This window comes from Bifidobacterium boum, assembly GCF_000741535.1.
Lineage (GTDB): Bacteria > Actinomycetota > Actinomycetes > Actinomycetales > Bifidobacteriaceae > Bifidobacterium > Bifidobacterium boum.
On sequence record NZ_JGYQ01000018.1, the window covers coordinates 47,113 to 63,434 of the forward strand.

14 protein-coding genes, 1 tRNA gene and 1 pseudogene are annotated in these 16,322 nt (G+C 60.6%); 3 read left to right on the top strand and 13 right to left on the bottom strand.

Features of this window, described 5'->3' with window-relative positions; all coding sequences use genetic code 11:
* Window position 1: 1 nt before the first annotated feature.
* The 3 genes and pseudogenes from glmU to BBOU_RS08420 all read right to left on the bottom strand — a co-directional run bounded on the left by glmU (window position 2) and on the right by BBOU_RS08420 (window position 2,217).
* Window positions 2–1,384 (bottom strand): bifunctional UDP-N-acetylglucosamine diphosphorylase/glucosamine-1-phosphate N-acetyltransferase GlmU, encoded by a 1,383-nt coding sequence (gene glmU, locus BBOU_RS08415; protein ID WP_026503247.1) that lies wholly within the window; start codon window positions 1,382–1,384, stop codon window positions 2–4.
* A gap of 290 nt (window positions 1,385–1,674) precedes the next feature.
* Window positions 1,675–1,809, bottom strand: a pseudogene (locus BBOU_RS09650) (prealbumin-like fold domain-containing protein); the annotation flags it as partial.
* Between the two features lie 15 nt (window positions 1,810–1,824).
* The gene (locus BBOU_RS08420) at window positions 1,825–2,217 is read right to left on the bottom strand and encodes an MSCRAMM family protein (protein ID WP_152595643.1); all 393 of its coding nucleotides are present in this window, start codon (window positions 2,215–2,217) and stop codon (window positions 1,825–1,827) included.
* Between the two features lie 92 nt (window positions 2,218–2,309).
* On the opposite strand from BBOU_RS08420, the gene BBOU_RS08425 reads away from it, so the two are divergent.
* On the top strand, window positions 2,310–2,891 hold the full coding sequence (locus BBOU_RS08425; protein ID WP_152595644.1) for a hypothetical protein: 582 nt from the start codon (window positions 2,310–2,312) through the stop codon (window positions 2,889–2,891).
* A 290-nt stretch (window positions 2,892–3,181) separates the two neighbouring features.
* Here the strand turns inward: BBOU_RS08425 and BBOU_RS08430 are convergent, their stop codons facing one another.
* From BBOU_RS08430 to BBOU_RS08455, 6 genes are all read right to left on the bottom strand, one after another.
* Entirely contained in the window at window positions 3,182–4,063 is an 882-nt protein-coding gene (locus BBOU_RS08430) for a hypothetical protein (protein WP_026503250.1), read from the bottom strand.
* A 500-nt stretch (window positions 4,064–4,563) separates the two neighbouring features.
* Window positions 4,564–4,634: transfer RNA gene (locus BBOU_RS08435), tRNA-Gln, on the bottom strand.
* A gap of 99 nt (window positions 4,635–4,733) precedes the next feature.
* Window positions 4,734–5,753, bottom strand: a complete 1,020-nt coding sequence (locus BBOU_RS08440) for a ribose-phosphate diphosphokinase (RefSeq protein WP_026503251.1) — start codon at window positions 5,751–5,753, stop codon at window positions 4,734–4,736.
* A 63-nt stretch (window positions 5,754–5,816) separates the two neighbouring features.
* Window positions 5,817–6,521, bottom strand: a complete 705-nt coding sequence (nadD, locus tag BBOU_RS08445) for a nicotinate-nucleotide adenylyltransferase (RefSeq protein ID WP_152595650.1) — start codon at window positions 6,519–6,521, stop codon at window positions 5,817–5,819.
* Window positions 6,522–6,580: 59 nt separating this feature from the next.
* Window positions 6,581–7,189 carry a phosphoribosylglycinamide synthetase gene (locus tag BBOU_RS08450; protein ID WP_238552188.1) on the bottom strand — a complete coding sequence of 203 codons (609 nt, stop codon included), beginning with the start codon at window positions 7,187–7,189 and terminating at the stop codon, window positions 6,581–6,583.
* Window positions 7,190–7,266: 77 nt separating this feature from the next.
* Complete coding sequence (locus BBOU_RS08455; RefSeq protein ID WP_033490538.1) at window positions 7,267–8,583, bottom strand: glutamate-5-semialdehyde dehydrogenase; 1,317 nt, start codon at window positions 8,581–8,583, stop codon at window positions 7,267–7,269.
* A gap of 165 nt (window positions 8,584–8,748) precedes the next feature.
* Between BBOU_RS08455 and thrC the strand changes: the two genes are divergently transcribed.
* Window positions 8,749–10,233, top strand: coding sequence for a threonine synthase (gene thrC, locus BBOU_RS08460; RefSeq protein ID WP_026503253.1), 1,485 nt, complete (start codon window positions 8,749–8,751; stop codon window positions 10,231–10,233).
* A gap of 512 nt (window positions 10,234–10,745) precedes the next feature.
* Here the strand turns inward: thrC and BBOU_RS08465 are convergent.
* From BBOU_RS08465 to BBOU_RS08480, 4 genes are all read right to left on the bottom strand, one after another.
* Complete coding sequence (locus BBOU_RS08465) at window positions 10,746–11,138, bottom strand: GntR family transcriptional regulator (protein WP_026503254.1); 393 nt, start codon at window positions 11,136–11,138, stop codon at window positions 10,746–10,748.
* 151 nt (window positions 11,139–11,289) lie between these two features.
* Window positions 11,290–11,949: an HAD family hydrolase gene (locus BBOU_RS08470; protein WP_026503255.1), complete on the bottom strand. Its 660-nt coding sequence runs from the start codon at window positions 11,947–11,949 to the stop codon at window positions 11,290–11,292.
* Window positions 11,950–12,006: 57 nt separating this feature from the next.
* Window positions 12,007–13,761 (bottom strand): DNA repair protein RecN, encoded by a 1,755-nt coding sequence (recN, locus tag BBOU_RS08475; RefSeq protein WP_026503256.1) that lies wholly within the window; start codon window positions 13,759–13,761, stop codon window positions 12,007–12,009.
* Window positions 13,761–14,705: an NAD kinase gene (locus BBOU_RS08480; protein ID WP_026503257.1), complete on the bottom strand. Its 945-nt coding sequence runs from the start codon at window positions 14,703–14,705 to the stop codon at window positions 13,761–13,763. The genes recN and BBOU_RS08480 overlap by 1 nt, the downstream gene beginning before the upstream one ends.
* Window positions 14,706–14,834: 129 nt before the next feature.
* On the opposite strand from BBOU_RS08480, the gene BBOU_RS08485 reads away from it, so the two are divergent.
* Window positions 14,835–16,295 carry a TrkH family potassium uptake protein gene (locus BBOU_RS08485; RefSeq protein ID WP_026503258.1) on the top strand — a complete coding sequence of 487 codons (1,461 nt, stop codon included), beginning with the start codon at window positions 14,835–14,837 and terminating at the stop codon, window positions 16,293–16,295.
* The last annotated feature ends 27 nt before the right edge of the window (window positions 16,296–16,322 follow it).

The following is a 16,322-nucleotide window of genomic DNA, read 5'->3' on the forward strand; positions in this document are numbered from 1 at the left end:
GTCAGCGCTCCCATGCGGGCTTCCAGCCCTCGATATTGTGTTGTGTGTTCTCGGAGTATACCATCGTGTCATCCGGCACGTCGTGGCGGACGACCGACCCGGCCCCGGTGGTGACACCATCACCGACCTCGACCGGGGCGACGAACATGTTGCCTGCGCCCACGTGGACGTTGGAGCCGATCTTCGTGCGGTTCTTGTGCACGCCGTCATAGTTGGCGGTGATCGTGCCGCCGCCGATGTTCGTATGCTCGCCCAGCTGGGCGTCACCGATGTAGCTCAGGTGCGGGACCTTGGTGCCGTTGCCGATATGGGCTTTCTTCATTTCAACGAACGCGCCGGCCTTGGTTTCCTCACCCAGCTCGTTGCCCGGACGCATGTAGGTCCACGGGCCGATGTTCGCGGCGCGACCCACATGCGATTCCTGGACGCGGGAGCGTTCCACATGTGCTTCGGCGTCGATTCTCGCGTCGATGAGCGTGGTGTACGGGCCGACGACCGCGCCCTCACCGATGGTGGTGGAGCCTTGCAGGAAGCTGCCGGGTAGGATCTGCGCGTCACGTTCGATACGCACGTCATCCTCGATCCAGGTGGTGGACGGATCAAGGATGGTCACGCCCTGACGCATCCAGTATTCGCATACCCGCTGATTGTGTGCGCGGGCGAGCGCGGCGAGTTGCACGCGATCATTGACCCCTTCGACGCTCAGGGGGTCGGGGGCTGCCCACGCTCCCACCCGTCCGGTGTGGCGGGCGGTTTCCAAAGCGTCGGTCAGATAGAATTCGCCTTGCGCGTTCTTGGAGTCGAGGCCGGCGATGGCGGCGGCCAAGACTTTCGCATCGAATACGTAGACGGACGTGTTGACCTCGCGGACGGCCAGTTCGCTGCTGTTGGCGTCCTTCTGTTCGACGATGCGTAGGACGCTGCCGTCGCTGTCGCGAATGATGCGGCCGTATCCGGTCGGGTCGTCAAGCACGGTGGTCAGAACAGTCGCGTCGTTGCCGCTTGTGCGGTGGTAGTCAAGCAGACCGGCGAGAGTCTGCGTGTCGAGCAGCGGCATGTCGGAGGCGGCGATCAGCACGGTTCCTTCGGCTTTGTCTTCGGAGGCAAGCTGGTTCATGGCGCATTGGACCGCGCGACCGGTGCCGGGAAGGTCATCCTGGTTGACGATTTCAACGGATTCGTTGTAGGCTCGGGCGGCTTCGGCGACGCGCTCCGCCTGATAGTGGACGACAACGGCGAGCGTGGCAGGATCAAGACCGGCGACGGAGGCCATGACCCGTTGGAGGAACGTCTTGCCCGCGAGCGTGTGCAGCACTTTCGGGGTTGCCGAACGCATGCGGGTGCCTTCCCCTGCGGCAAGAATGATTGCGGCTGACAATGTCATACGATGAAATCTCCAATTCTTCGGAAAACAGCACTGCGCCGTGCGGCCTGATGCGTGGCGTCAAACGGCGGCAGGCTGTGCTTTGAGGATTGTAACCGTCGGGGGCGGACATGGAATCCGGTTACGGATAGCGAAACTGATGTGGCGACAAGGTACAAACGAACGGGGTGGATACCGGCCCCATATTGTAGACCGATTTCCACCCCGTATCGCGGTGCGGTGTTCAGGTGATTACCTGTTGCGACGCAGCATCAGTGCGCCGCCACCGATGAGCAGGATGGGGTTTCCCGTCATAAGTGATGGACAGATCCGTACCGACCACGATTGTGCCCTGTTGCCGAAGTCTCATAGCCGTCGGGCGCTTGGCTTTCTTTGAGTGTGTACGTGCCGGCTTTGAGCCCGGTGAACTGTGCCACACCTCCGGTTGTGGTTGTGGAAGTTTACGTGATGTCTTCTCCGGTGGAGCGCCTGCCGGACAATGTGAATTGTGCTCCCTGCAAGCTTGCCGCAGTATTCGCGTCAATCTTGTGGATGGTGAATGCCGTGTCGCTTTTCTCCGGGGTGTTGGACCATGGGATGGTATACGAGTCCGGATACTCGTCAGCAGCTGTCGGGTTATCTTTCACCGTGAAGTAGATTTTGTCGCTGCGCTTGAGATACCCCTGTGGGGCTTGCGTTTCGACCAGATAATACTTGGCGCCTTCAAACAGGGACCATCCGTCCTGGTCTTGCCAGCCGGTGATGATGGCGATACCGTCGACGTTGCGCCGTGGGCGGCATGCGTACAATTCGCGCCGGTCCTGTGGAATGGTACGGCGATTCATTGCTGCCATGTGGCAGATTCAAGCGTACAGTAGAGCCATATTCCGCTGTTCATAGGTGTTTGCGCGGCGGGTTGGTTCCTTGACGCGAGGAGGCGAAGGATATGAGAAGGGTATGCCGTCGTTCGTTGGGTAGTGTGATATGCGTATGTCTGTTGCTGGTTTGTGCCGCGGCCTGTGGTACAAACGGCGCGACCCGCACCGGCACGCCCCATGCCAGTGCATCTCAAGCGCCTTCCTCCACGGCTTCGACGTCGTCGGACACGGCATCGCAGGAGGCGGAAAGCGCTCGGGTCTACCGCACGTTCACCATCGACGCGCTGCGCCCATACGCCGAACACCACACGATGCGCGAGTACCGGCCACACACGGAACTCGGGGCCGCCACCCTGCACGGCAGCGGGGACATCACGTTCTCGCAGCCGGTGGCCGACGACGACATGTATTTCGCCGTCTTCATGTGCAAGGAGAGCAAGCCCCGGCCGTACAGCATCGGCGTGCGGGACGCGGACGGCCACAGCTACACCATACTCAGGCAGGACGCATGCATGAGCGAAGCCGTCCAGGGCGCCGGGCTGCCCGCCACCCGGTTGAAGCACGGTACCGCCATAACAGTCGATGCCGCCGACACCACCGACATCGTGATCATCACCTACAAGTTCAAGGCCAGCCTCGCAGACGACTAGCGGTTCCCCGGCTTCCGGGCCTGCAAAGAAGCCGACCTCGCCCGGCTTACCGGTCTTGAATGCCGTACATTTCAAGCAAAGTCGGCATTTGGTATGGTGGTGCACCAAGGTCGGTACAGCACGATGCCGGGGTGGGGGTCCCACTCGCCTTGAAACAGCTGGCCGTGCGTGACTTGAAAGCCGCGTGACGCAACCCGACACGAGTATGTCCAATCCCTAACACCCTTTGTCCGGACGATGACGAGCACAAGGGTGAAACGGTCATCCACGCCCGATCGGGTCCGTCGCCATCATGCTGCAGGCCGTTGCGGCCATCCGCCGTCGGGGATGCCGGGTTGCGGCTGTTCGACCAGGAATCCCGCGCGTGACGCCACACCCAGCAGCAGGACGTTCACCGCATACATGATGGCGGCGATACCAAGGACACGCACCGTGACGCCGGAGGGGCCGATATCGGCCGTGACGGGGTGCGACGGGAAGATGCCGCAGTACAGCACTATCGTCAGCAGGGCGAGGCTCACGACACCGCACCCCGTATACGCGAGCACCGCGGCAAGACCCGCATGCCGCCGGCAGTCCGAACACCGCCTTCCTCTGCCAGCTGTGCCAGTGTATCCGCTCCGGCACAGCACGCACGCGGCCAGGGGCTGCAGGGGACCCGACGGCCCTTGACGCGTGGCACCCCCGTCACCCAGCAGGTAGAAGGATGCCGTAAGCTCGTAAAAGTTCCAGCCAATCAGCGGCCAGAACATCTCACGCCTGCTCCTCACTGTGTTGATCCCGCCGGCATCGAAACCCTCGCAATTGAGCTCGATACACCACCCGGCAAGCGCGCACGCCACCACGATAATCACGAACCGGGCGTAGACCAGGGCGCGCAGCATCTTGGCGGTCCGCTGCGACGCGACCACCCTGCGGCATTCGATTGCCGCATGGTCAGCGGCATCACCGTCATGGCCGGTCGTGTCCCATGGGAATAACGCACCCGCCCACACCGGAGGATGGTCGTCAAAACAGCATGACGGGCAGGCTGGCTCACACGCCTGATACCACATGCGGCACCACGGGCACCGGACGTACGGGCCGGAACCCGTGCCGTCCGACCGGCGGGACCAGTGCATCAACGCGACCGCCGCCACCAGCCATATGAGATTCGCCGTCAATACCATCATCGTCACCTCTGATGCAATCGTATCGGAAATGCCGTAACAGTAGTGCTGCCCGGACAAGCGACAAGTCGGGAATCACGGGTGTTGCACCTGCCGAAACCGGGGCGGCGCCATGGCATACAAGCGTTTGACATGCGTGGCGGAACGCGCCGCCATCGGAAACGGCAACAGAGCCGGGACATCCGTTGACAGCCGTTATGTGAGGATTCGCTCACACACCATGCCATCCAATGGCAACAATCAGCATTATTCACGAATCAGCTGCCCACGGCGTGAGGATTGACTCACACAATGAACGGTTCCCGACCGACGCTGGCGAAGCCGGCTACAGCAAGGAAGACACACGGCAGTCGCATATATGCGGCGACATGCCGGATGACGACGGAAAACAACAAAACGCACGGGACTGTGACGTCTCGTGCGTTTGCGATGCCCTAGCCGGCCCCGGACTCGCAGGGCTGATTAGCACAGGTTCCGCATTGCGTCTGCGGAACCGCTTCGGGTTCCCCCACCTGGACTCGAACCAAGACAAAGGGTTCCAAAGACCCGTGTGCTGCCATTACACCATGGGGGATCGGCGGCGTTAACCGCCAAGTTGTTATTATGCCATACTCTGGCGTTTCGTCAATTCCTCCGCGCGTTGCATCGGCAGGAGCGGAAGAATCAACTCATGTCAGGCGAACAGGAAGCCCTGCCCGTGATGGACCGGATACGTGTCAAACAGCTCGGCAACCGAACCGTCTTCGAATACCGCCTTGATGGCGCTGGCAAGCAGCGGCGCGATGGACAGGACCGTCAAACCGTCCCAACGCTTCTCTTCCGGAATCGGCACGGTATCGGTGAGCACAACCTCGCGAGCGCCGCAGTTCTTGAGTCGTTCGACAGCCGGCCCGGAGAGCACGCCGTGGGTTGCCACAACGGTCACGGACTTGGCGCCCGCATCACGCAGCACGTGGCATGCGCCGGCGATGGTGCCCGCAGTGTCGATGAGATCGTCAACCAGGACGCAGTCCTTGCCTTCGACTTCACCGACCACGCGGTTGGAAACCACCTGGTTGGGGCGGGTGATGTCGCGGGTCTTGTGGATGAACGCGAGCGGGCCACCGCCGAGACGCTGCGCCCACTGTTCGGCTACGCGGATACGTCCGGCGTCCGGGGAGACGACGGCGACATTGTCAAGCTGGTTGGCGAAACGGTCGCGAATGTAATCGACGAGCACCGGCATGGCGATCAGATGGTCGACCGGACCGTCAAAGAAACCTTGGGATTGTGCGGCATGCAGGTCGACGCTCATGATGCGGTCGGCGCCGGCTGTTTTCAGCAGGTCGAACATGAGACGGCAGGAGATGGGCTCGCGGCCGCGATGCTTCTTGTCCTGGCGCGAATAACCCAGCAGCGGGCATACCGCGGTGATGGAGCGTGCGGATGCGCGCTTGAGCGCGTCGATCATGATGAGCTGCTCCATGATGGACTTGTTCACGGGGGTGCAGTGGCTTTGCAAGACGAACACGTCGGCGCCACGAACCGATTCGGTGTAGCGCACATACATCTCGCCGTTTGCGAAATCGTATGCTGTGGTTTCCAGTACGTCGATACCGAGCTGCTCGGCAACATCCTGCGCCAGCTTGGGGTGTGCCCGGCCAGTGACGAGAATGAGGTTTTTATCAGGCTTTCCTTCGAGGATTGCGCTCACCGTGTCTCCAAACGTTGTTCGCTGAAGTGGACGTATTTTATAGTAACCATCCGCATTGACCTGTCAGGCGGATGGTTGCGTTTGCGTATCATGCTCGTCGGCATCGGCATAGTACAGGCCGTGTTTGCCGATGTATTGCACCACGCCGTCAGGTACGAGATACCACACGGGTTCGCCGTGCATCGCTCGTCGCCGCACGTCGGTCGACGATATGGCCAGTGCCGGAATCTCGAGCATGTCGACATGGCCGGCGCTGAGCAATTGGGATGACGGGCTGGTGTATCCGGGTCGGGTGACGGCGACGAATTGCGCGAGATCCCACATGCTGTCGGCGTCTTTCCACCGCATGATTTCCGCGACAGCGTCGGCACCGGTGATGAAGAACAGTTCAGCGTCGGGGTGTTGGGCATGGATGTCACGCAGCGTATCGATGGTGTACGTAATGCCCGGACGGTCGATGTCAACACGCGAAACGGTGAATTTCGGGTTTGATGCGGTCGCAATCACGGTCATGAGATACCTGTCTTCGGCGTTGGTGACATGCCGATCAAGCTTGAAGACCGGACGGCCGGTCGGCACGAAAATCACTTCGTCAAGATCATAGACCCACGCGACTTCCGAAGCGGCGACCAGATGCCCGTTATGGATGGGGTCGAAAGTGCCGCCCATGATGCCGATGCGCGGACGGCTATGCCAGTTGCCGCGTGCGGAACGGCGGGAGCGTGAACCAGAGGCATCGATTTGCGGACGTTGCAGCAGGTCGGACATGCGCCGACCTTCGTCGGACTGTCCGGGAGCGGGCATCGGCGTGGAGGGAGTCGGCTCGCTCACTGTGCGCCCCCATGATGCGTCTCATGACGTTGCGCGTGATGGTCGCGGTCATGCTCATGCTCGCCAGAAACAGCTTGTTGGTGCTTGTCTGCTGCCTCGGTCTGCTCTTCGATCTGTTCAGCGGTCGGGTCTGGCTCTTTGGGATCGATTTTGCCCATGTCCTCGTCCCACTCCTGCTGGACCACCCTGCGGATTTCCGCGAATGTCGGCAACAGGAAGCCCGGCTGGTAGAGCCGGCGGATTTCCGCGACGCGCTCGGTGATACGGATCAGTGTGTCGGTCATACCATCAATATCGCCGTTGCGCTCCATATCGGCATACCGCCGAATATGCTCCTCCATGATGTGCATATGCTCGCCGATCTGGGCTTGCTGCTGTTCATCAAGGTCAACCACATCAGGCGCGTCGTTTTCCGGCCATCCGATGAGCACCGCGTCCGCATATTCAAGCGACGCGCGTTGCGGGGCGGTGGCGATGCCATCCTCGATTTGCACGAGGAAAATATATCTCACCGTGCTCAGCCGTTCTGCCGCAATACGTAAGGCGAGCTTGGGGTCGTCCAAATCAATGCCACGGTCCCGCGCCAATGCTTCATTCACTGCCATGTGTTGTCACCTGCTCTTCCTGTACGGTGGTCTGCCGTCCTGATACGTACCGGATGTCACGCCATAGCGTGTACCGGTTACTGCCGTACCTGTCCGGTCCCGTAGCCGATCCACTTGGTGGTGGTCATTTCCTGCAAGCCCATCGGGCCGCGCGCATGCATTTTCTGCGTGGAAATGCCGAGCTCGGCGCCGAATCCGAACACCCCGCCGTCGGTGAATCTGGTCGAGGCGTTGACCATGACTACGGCGGAGTCCACAAGCCTGGTGAACCGTTCGATCGCGGAGTAATCCTCGGCTATAATCGATTCGGTGTGCCCGGTCGAATGCATGTTGATATGCCCGATCGCCTCATCAAGTGAATCGACGACTTTGACGCCCATTTTCAGCGCGAGGTATTCGGTATCCCAATCCTGCTCATCGGCCTGTTCAAGATCGATACCGTCGATGTTCGCGGCGTCGATGATGCCGTAGGCGCGCTCGTCGGCACGCAGCACCACGTTCGCTTCGGCGAGCGCCTGTGCCGCGAGTGGCAGGAACGCTTCGGCGACATCACGGTGGACAAGCAGCTTTTCTGCGGCGTTGCATACGCCGACGCGCTGGGTTTTCGCGTTGAGAATGATGGGGATGGCCTTGTTGAGGTCACCGGAACGGTCGACGTAAATATGCACGTTGCCGGCTCCGGTTTCGATGACCGGGACTTTGGAATTGCGTACAACCGCCTGGATGAGGCCTGCTCCCCCGCGCGGGATGAGCACGTCGATGTGGCCGCGGGCCTCCATCATGGCGGTGGCGCCCTGGCGCCCGTAATCGTCGACGGTGTTGACGAGCGTCTGGTCGAAGCCGTGGCTGGCGATGGCGTCACGGATAATACGCAGCGTGGCGGCGTTGGTGCGTTCCGCCGCATGCCCGCCTCGCAGAATAGCCGCGTTACCGGATTTGAGGCACAGGGAGGCGACATCGACCGTCACATTGGGGCGGGCCTCGTAGATCATGCCGATCACGCCGATGGGCACGCGCACCTGGTTGAGCCGCAGCCCGTTGGGCAGATTGTACCCGCGGACGACTTGTCCGACCGGATCAGGCAGTGTGGCGACATGGCGGACACCTTGGGCACTGGCTGCGACGCGATCCACATCGAAACGAAGCCGGTCGAGTTTGCCTTCATCCATGCCGGATTCAAACGCTTCCTGCATATCCTGAGCATTGGCGGCAGCAATATCGTCAGCACGCGCGTCAAGCGCGTCGGCGATAGCGAGCAGCAGCTCGTTTTTGGCTTCCGTATTGGCTTGTTCAAGTGCACGCTGGGCTCGGGCGGCCGCGTCCGCCATCATGCACACCCCGCTGAAGACCTGCGCATCCACGCGCCCGGTTTGGTCGTTGTCTTGGTTCGTCATAACCAAAACAGTAGCGCACACCGCGGGCATCGCGGCGTTTTCGCCCACGGGATGGCTTGAAACATCCTGTGACGGTGTCCATATCGGGGAACGGCAGTGTCATCTGCCTATGGCTGCCGGTAGAATACCGGCTATACAATCCACCTCGTTTTGCAAGGATGACACGTGATTACGTTCCATAGCACTCGCAGCACCACCGATTCACTCACTTCCAAGCAGGCCATCCGCAAGGGCATCGCCGATGATGGCGGTCTGTTCGTCACCGACGCTCTCGGCGACACGCAGATTGATGTCGCTGCTCTTGCCGGCAAATCCTACCAGCAGATCGCCCAAGAAGTGTTGGGTACACTGCTGCCTGATTTCACCGATGAGGAGCTGGCGCAATGCGTGCGCGACGCTTACGGCGAGCAGTGGACGGACCCGGCGATCACACCGCTCAAGCCCTTGGGCGACGATTACATCCTCGAATTGTTCAACGGTCCGACGTCCGCGTTCAAGGACGTCGCCTTGCAGATTCTTCCCCGTTTCATGGCGCATACCGCCCCGACCGGGGACCCGAACGAGAAGATCATGATTCTCACCGCCACCTCGGGCGACACCGGCAAGGCCGCGTTGGCCGGGTTCGCCGACGTGCCGGGCACGGGCATCACCGTGTTCTATCCGGAAGGCAAGGTCAGCCAGGTCCAACAGCTGCAGATGACCACGCAGTCTGGCGCGAATGTGAACGTGTGCGCGGTGCGCGGCAATTTCGACGATGCACAAAGCGCCGTCAAGCGCATTTTCGGCGACCATGAGCTCGCCAAGCGTATCGACGATCAGGCGAACGTGGTGCTTTCGTCCGCCAATTCCATCAACGTGGGCCGTCTGGTGCCGCAGGTCGTCTACTACTTCTCCGCCTACGCGCAGCTGCTTGAGCGTCAGGTCATCAACGCGGGCGATGAGGTTGAGTTCTGCGTGCCGACCGGCAATTTCGGTGATATTCTCGCTGGATATTATGCGAAGATGCTCGGCCTGCCGGTCAAACATCTGGTGGTCGCCAGCGACAAGAACAACGTGCTGTTCGACTTCCTGACTTCCGGCACGTACAACCGCAAGCGTCCGTTCTTCCAGACGATCAGCCCGTCGATGGATATCCTGATTTCCTCGAACCTCGAGCGCATGCTGTACTACATGTCCGACAAAGACACGCGTCTGATCCAGATGCTCATGAACGACTTGAACCAGTGGGGCGCCTACGAGGTGCCGGCCGAACTGCTGGCGAAAATCCGACAGCTGTTCGGCTGCGGATGGGCCGATGAGGACCAGGTGCGCGCGATGATCGCCGACTGCTGGCAGAAGAACCATTACGTCATCGACCCGCATACGGCGTGCGGCTATTACGTAATGCAGCAGATGCCGCGCGACCCGCTCACCCCGCGTGTGCTGCTGAGCACGGCGAGCCCGTACAAGTTCCCGCGCGTGGTCAACGAGGCGCTGGGCTGGGATGCATCCGGCTCCGACTTCGATTGCATGGACGTACTCGCCGAGCACAGTGGAACGACCGCCCCCAAGGCGTTACGTGGCCTTGAACGGGCGGATGTCCGGTTCACGGATGTCGTCGACATCGACGGCATGCCCGCTTATGTGGAACAGGCGGCGGACCGGCTGTAACACGGTCACGAATACGGCGGCCCGGGCGTTTCGTCTCGGGCCGCCGTTTTTTCACCGCAAGAACGGAACATTGGGCGTATCATCGGTGCCATCAGTCGTGGGATATTATCAGCCGAAGTATCATCCCGGGCTTCGTGTCGGCAACCTGACGCGCTATGCCTCGTGTTGATGCGGGAGATTGTCTCGGCATCGGCAGGAGACCGATGAAGTCCCGGATTTATGCGGGAATTTATCGCGGTGCTGCAGATTCGCGGGTGTTCTCCCGATGCCGGCGTTGGGGGCGTTTTGCTGAACCGCTGATTTCCAACGTTTCTCTTGGGAGATTATCCGCAAGATGACGTTTTCCCATAATCCCCCGCCCCTTGTGTGGGAGTTTATACGCCCATCAAGCAAATCCGCCAGTTCTTCCGGCAGAATGCCGTAGCCGGGCGCGATGGACAACCGACGGGCTGATAAGCACCCGACGGCTCCTCCAGAAGCAAAGCAGCTGAGGAACCCGAGAATCAGCAGGGCTAGCCGAGGCGCTGCTGTTCGATGTCCGTGTAGATATCGGCGAGCATCTGTTCCAGCTCACTCATGGACATGCCGGCACGCTGGGCGGCGGCGCACGCTTCTTCGAGACTTTCGCGGGTTTTGGTCATCAGACGGCGGCGCAGCACTTCGGCGCTGCTTTGCGCGATGAATGTGCCCCGGCCTTGTTCGTTATGTACGATGCCTTCATCGGCGAGTTCGTCGTAGGCACGGGCGACGGTGAGCACGGACACCCCGAGTTCGGCGGCGAGCCGGCGCAGCGACGGCAGGGACTGGCCTTCGGCGAGTTCGCCGGAATACACAGCCGAGCGGATTTGGGTTTTCAGCTGCTCGTATTTCGGTTTGCCTGACTCGTCTGATACGAAGAATCGCATACCGCCCTCCCATCCTTGGCATCACTACGCGTTGGTGGTGTCCGCCCGCGATGCGCGCACACCACCAACTGTTCTACTGTATTCCATATCAGCATATCACCCGATGGTGCAGTCGCATCGGACGACGCCACCGCTCGACGGCCACTCGTCGTTACAAGCGTACCGGCGCATCACTGAAATCAAACATGATGCCGTCCGCCTCGTCGCAAATCGTCTGCCAATCCAAGTCAGAAGAATCGTCATGCATCGCCCATGCGTGCATGCCGACGGATTTCGCCGAGCGGATACCGACCAGAATATCCTCGAATACCGTACAGTTCTTTGGCTCGACATTGAGTAGTTGCGCCGCCTTGAGATACACGTCCGGCTCTTCCTTGCCGGTATCCCCCACTTCGTCAACGCTGCATACGACATCAAAATACTCGTCGAGACCGGTATGGCGCATCGCCGCCACCCGCATACTCGGCAACAGTGTCGTCGCGACCGCAAGCTTGGCCCCGCTTTGGCGCAAATACGCAAGATATTGCAAGGCATGCGGCTTGGCTTCGACAATGGTCGCATACGCATGCGTGGCCATCTCAGTCCACTCGTTCATCAGGTCTTCCGGCGTATCGTCCAAGTCGAAGCGTTTGATCGTATATTCGGCGATCTGCCGGAACTGCATCGAAGAAACCGTCGACATGTAATCGTCCGGCACTTCGATGCCCCTTCTGCCGAGGAAATCGATATCCACCTGATCCCATACGCCCATGGAATCAAGCAGTGTCCCATCAAGATCAAAAATCGCCGCCTTGCCGCTGTTGGCACCCATCTCAGGCTCCTTTCGTCATTTCCGCCGCAACGTTACGGCAGAACATGCTGATACCTGCTACTGTACACTTGTCGCGAGCAATTCACGCGCATGGTCGAGCGAGGTTCCCGATTCACTGCCGGAGAGCATGCGGGCGATTTCCTGGATACGCTGTTCGCCATCCACACGGGTGACCGTCGTGACTACGCTCACCTCCCCCGGCTCATCGGAAGCACCCGATTGGGCCGGCTGTTTGCTGACCACATACTGTTCTTGCGCCCATGAGGCGACCTGCGCCAAATGCGTGACCACGATGACTTGCGACGTACGGGCAAGCTTCGCCAAACGCCGCCCGAGTTCAGCCGCAGCCTTGCCTCCGACACCGGCATCGACCTCATCGAAAATAAACGTCATGTCGGCGGCACTGCCACGCCGTTCGGCGACAGTCAATTCAAGCGCCAACATAAGGCGGCTCAGCTCGCCGCCTGAAGCGCTCGACCCCATCGGCAGGGCATCCGAACCGGGGAACGGGGTGAATGCGAACATGATATCGTCCATGCCATGCGCATCAAGCACCGCCGCATCCGCATCGCCTTCCGTGTTCGCACGCGGCTGTACGCGCACATCCAGGCTTGCCCCCGCCATCGCAAGTTCCGCCAATTCCGCAGTGACCCGTCGGCTTAACTCCCCCGCCGCTTCGGCACGTACAGCACTCAGCTCGCGAGCGGCCTGCAACGCCTGGCTGGCAAGCTCACTGCGCTGCGCACGCAACTGGTCAAGTTTCTCCGGGCTCGCATCCAGATCTTCGACCTCAAACACCGCTTTGTCCCGCCATGCGATGACATCGGCAAGGCTTGGCCCCCACCGCCTCGTCAACTCACCCAGCTCGTGAATCCGCGCGTTGATCGCATCCAAATCACCCTCATCATCGTCATGATCCAGTTGCCGGGACAATGTGAACGCCACGTCAACAAGATCCGTTTCAATGGAATCCAAGCGTTGCGCGAGCCGGTCGTATGTGTCGTCGCCATCCATGCGAATCGAACGCAGGCTTTGGGCAGCATGCCGGACCAGATCAGTCGCCCCCATCCCGTCCGAACCAGTGTCGAATTGTGACGCGTCCAAGGCGGCGAGCGCACTGGTGACCCCCTGTTGGATGGAGGCTGCATTCTCAATACGGGAGCGCTTGGCTTTCAGTTCCTCGTCTTCACCGGGCTGGGGGTCGGCTTGGTTGATGCGTTCGATGGATTCGCGCAGATAGTCGGCTCGCTGCCTGGCATCCGCCTGCTGATGTTCGAGCGTATCCAACCGCTCATCGACGGCTTTGAGCGCCTGCCAAGCGTCATGATAGGCGTTCAGTTGCGTGCTGTCTTCGGCGTAGGCGTCAAGCAGGTCACGTTGCCGTGCGGCGGAGGCGATGCGCAGCTGATCGGCCTGGCCGTGGATGGTGACCAGATGTTGCGCGATGTCTTCAAGCACCGACCTTGGCACGCTGTGTCCGGACAGTACCGAGCGGGACCTGCCGGATACCGGGATGGTGCGGGATAGGAACAGTTCACCGTCGTCGGCGTTCGTGTCGACACCGGCCTCTTCGGCTTGGATGGCCGCCGGATTGTCGGCGTCTACCATGAACACGCCTTGCGCCCATGCCTGGGTTGCACCCGGACGGACGCGTCTGGATTGTGCCGGCGCGCCGGAAATGAGACGGATGGCGCTGAGCAGCATGGATTTGCCGGCACCGGTTTCGCCGGTGATGGCGGTCATACCTTTGGCTGGGGTGATACGCGCTTCCTGAATTGGCCCTAGATCATGGATTTCGAGCTCTTCCAGCATCAGCGGGTATCCTCCTTGGTGTCGATGATATTGCCGGCATTTGCTGCGTTCTGCGACTGTCGGGCGTGGCCATGTTCACGCCAGCCGACAACCGGCAGGTCGAATTTGGTGACGAGACGTTGTGTGAATGGTACACCGGACAGTCGGGCGAGACGTAACCGGCATTGTGATTCGCGTACGACGACGCGGGTACCCTTGGGTAGGGCGCGCTGGCGTCGGCCATCGCAGCAAATCCACCCGTCTGACGTGGAATTATCGAGAATCGTCATCGTAAACGACGATCCGGAGCCGATCACCAGTGGCCGGGCGAATAGGGCGTGTGCGGCGAGCGGGACGAGTTGCAACGCTTCGACATTCGGCCAGATGATCGGGCCGCCGGCGGAGAACGCGTAGGCGGTGGAGCCGGTCGGCGTGGATACGATGACGCCGTCACATCCGAATGAGCTCATCTCGACATCGTCAACACTGATGGACAGTTCCACCATTTTGCCGCGGTCGGATCGTTCGAGGGTGATGTCGTTGAGCGCCCAGTCGCTCAGCGGCTCGCTTACCCCCGGCAGCCACACGTCAACATGCGCAATCATGCGCTCGTCAATCGAATAGTCATGATCCGCGACGCGCCGGATCGCATCGGCCATCTGGAAGCTTTCAAATTCGGCGAGAAATCCTACGTGTCCGAGATTGACGCCCAGAATCGGGACTTTGCTGGAATGGACAAGTTCCGCTGCACGCAAAATCGTGCCGTCTCCGCCGAGAACGACAACGATTTCCGTGTCGTCATCAATCTGCGTGACCGGTTCGGCGAATTCCGGGGCGGCGACATTATCGATGATCGAAACATCGAATCCTGCGCCACGCAACTGGTCCACCGCTTCGGACACCACGGTTCCGCTTTCACGCAACCGGGTATGAGTCACCACAACAGCGCGTCGCCCAGACGTCATATGCCGCCCCTTTCCGAGTAAGGCAGTGCCCGCGTATCAGACGCGGCCAAACCTACACCCATCCTAGCCGAATGTCATCTACAATAGCCGCAGAGCCCAAGTACCGGCACGCTGTAAGGAGCGCAGAACATGAACCTCGTCCTTGACGAGTCTTCCACGAATCGTGAGGCCTCGCGCGGCTACAGCTGGTGGTTCTCCGGCGACGCGTTCGAGCGTCAGGCGGCGCAAGACCGCAAACCGCCGCGACGGAACCTGTCCGCCAGACTGTGGTCGCACCCGGGGCGTCTGACCATCCTGTATTTTTTCACGCTGATCATCATTGCCACGGTACTGCTCGCTCTGCCGATCAGTTCGCACAGTCGCACCGCCACCGACCCGGTGGTGTCGTTTTTCACTGCGGTGTCCGCCGCCTCAACCTGCGGCATCCAAGTGGTCAACACGACCACGCACTGGTCGATGTTCGGCCAGGCAGTTATTCTCCTCGCAGTACAGTTCGGCGGTTTCGGTGTCATGACATTCGCTTCCCTGATCGCGTTGGCGGTCAACCGGCATATCAAAGCATCGCAGCGCATGCTCACCGCCACCGAAATCGGGGCGACCAAACTAAGCGAAACCAAAGGTGTGCTCAACGCGGTCCTGGTCACGACCTTGCTGATTGAGGTCATCACCTTCTTCGCATTGTTCCCCGGCTTGCTGCACGTCAACCACGGTAATGTGAGGCATGCGCTGTGGGAAGCGCTGTTCTTCGCGGTGATTTCGTACAACAACGCCGGGTTCACCCCTGACGGCGCGGGATTGCATGTCAACAGCTGGTCGGTCGGATTGCCTGTGCTGCTCAGCGCGTTCTGCGGTACGCTCGGTTTCCCTGTCCTGCTTAACCTCATGCGTGCGGCACGCAACCATACACCGCCCAAACGCTGGACTTTGCACACCAAAATCACCCTGATCGCCACGTTCAGCATGGTTGCCGTCTCGCTGGTATGGTTCCGCTGTGTTGAGTGGAACAATCACACGCTGTTCGCACACGCCGACCTGCAAACCCGGATACGGTACGCGCTCACCGCCGCAGTGATGCCGCGAACCTCCGGGTTCGACCCGTCGTGGGTGCCTCAGGTCAGCGATCCGACGAAAGTGTTCATGAGTGCGGTCATGTTCATCGGCGGCGGCAGTACGTCCACCGCGGGCGGCATCCGCGTGACCACTTTCGCTGTCGTCCTGCTTGTTTGCCGTGCCGCATTCCAAGGCCGTCATGACGTGACCGTACTGCGTAAACGTATCAGCGAGCGCACGACGATGACCGCAGTGAGTATTATGACCACGTGCCTGTCGCTGGTGTTTGTGGTGTCGGTCGCGTTGATGGTGGTGTCCGACTGTTCGCTCAGTGACGCGTTGTTCGATACGTGTTCAGCGTTCGGATTGGGCGGTTATACGGTCGGCGTTGCTGATCAGGGTGACCCTGCGGCGTTGCTGCTGTTGTCGGTGACGATGATCATCGGGCGTATCGGCCCGATGACGATCGCGTATGCGATCAACCGGCCCGCTCAAGCGGAGGCGGTGCATTTTCCCGAGGAGCCGATTATCGTAGGGTAATGGTGCAACTGGCGTCGTGCATGCCGT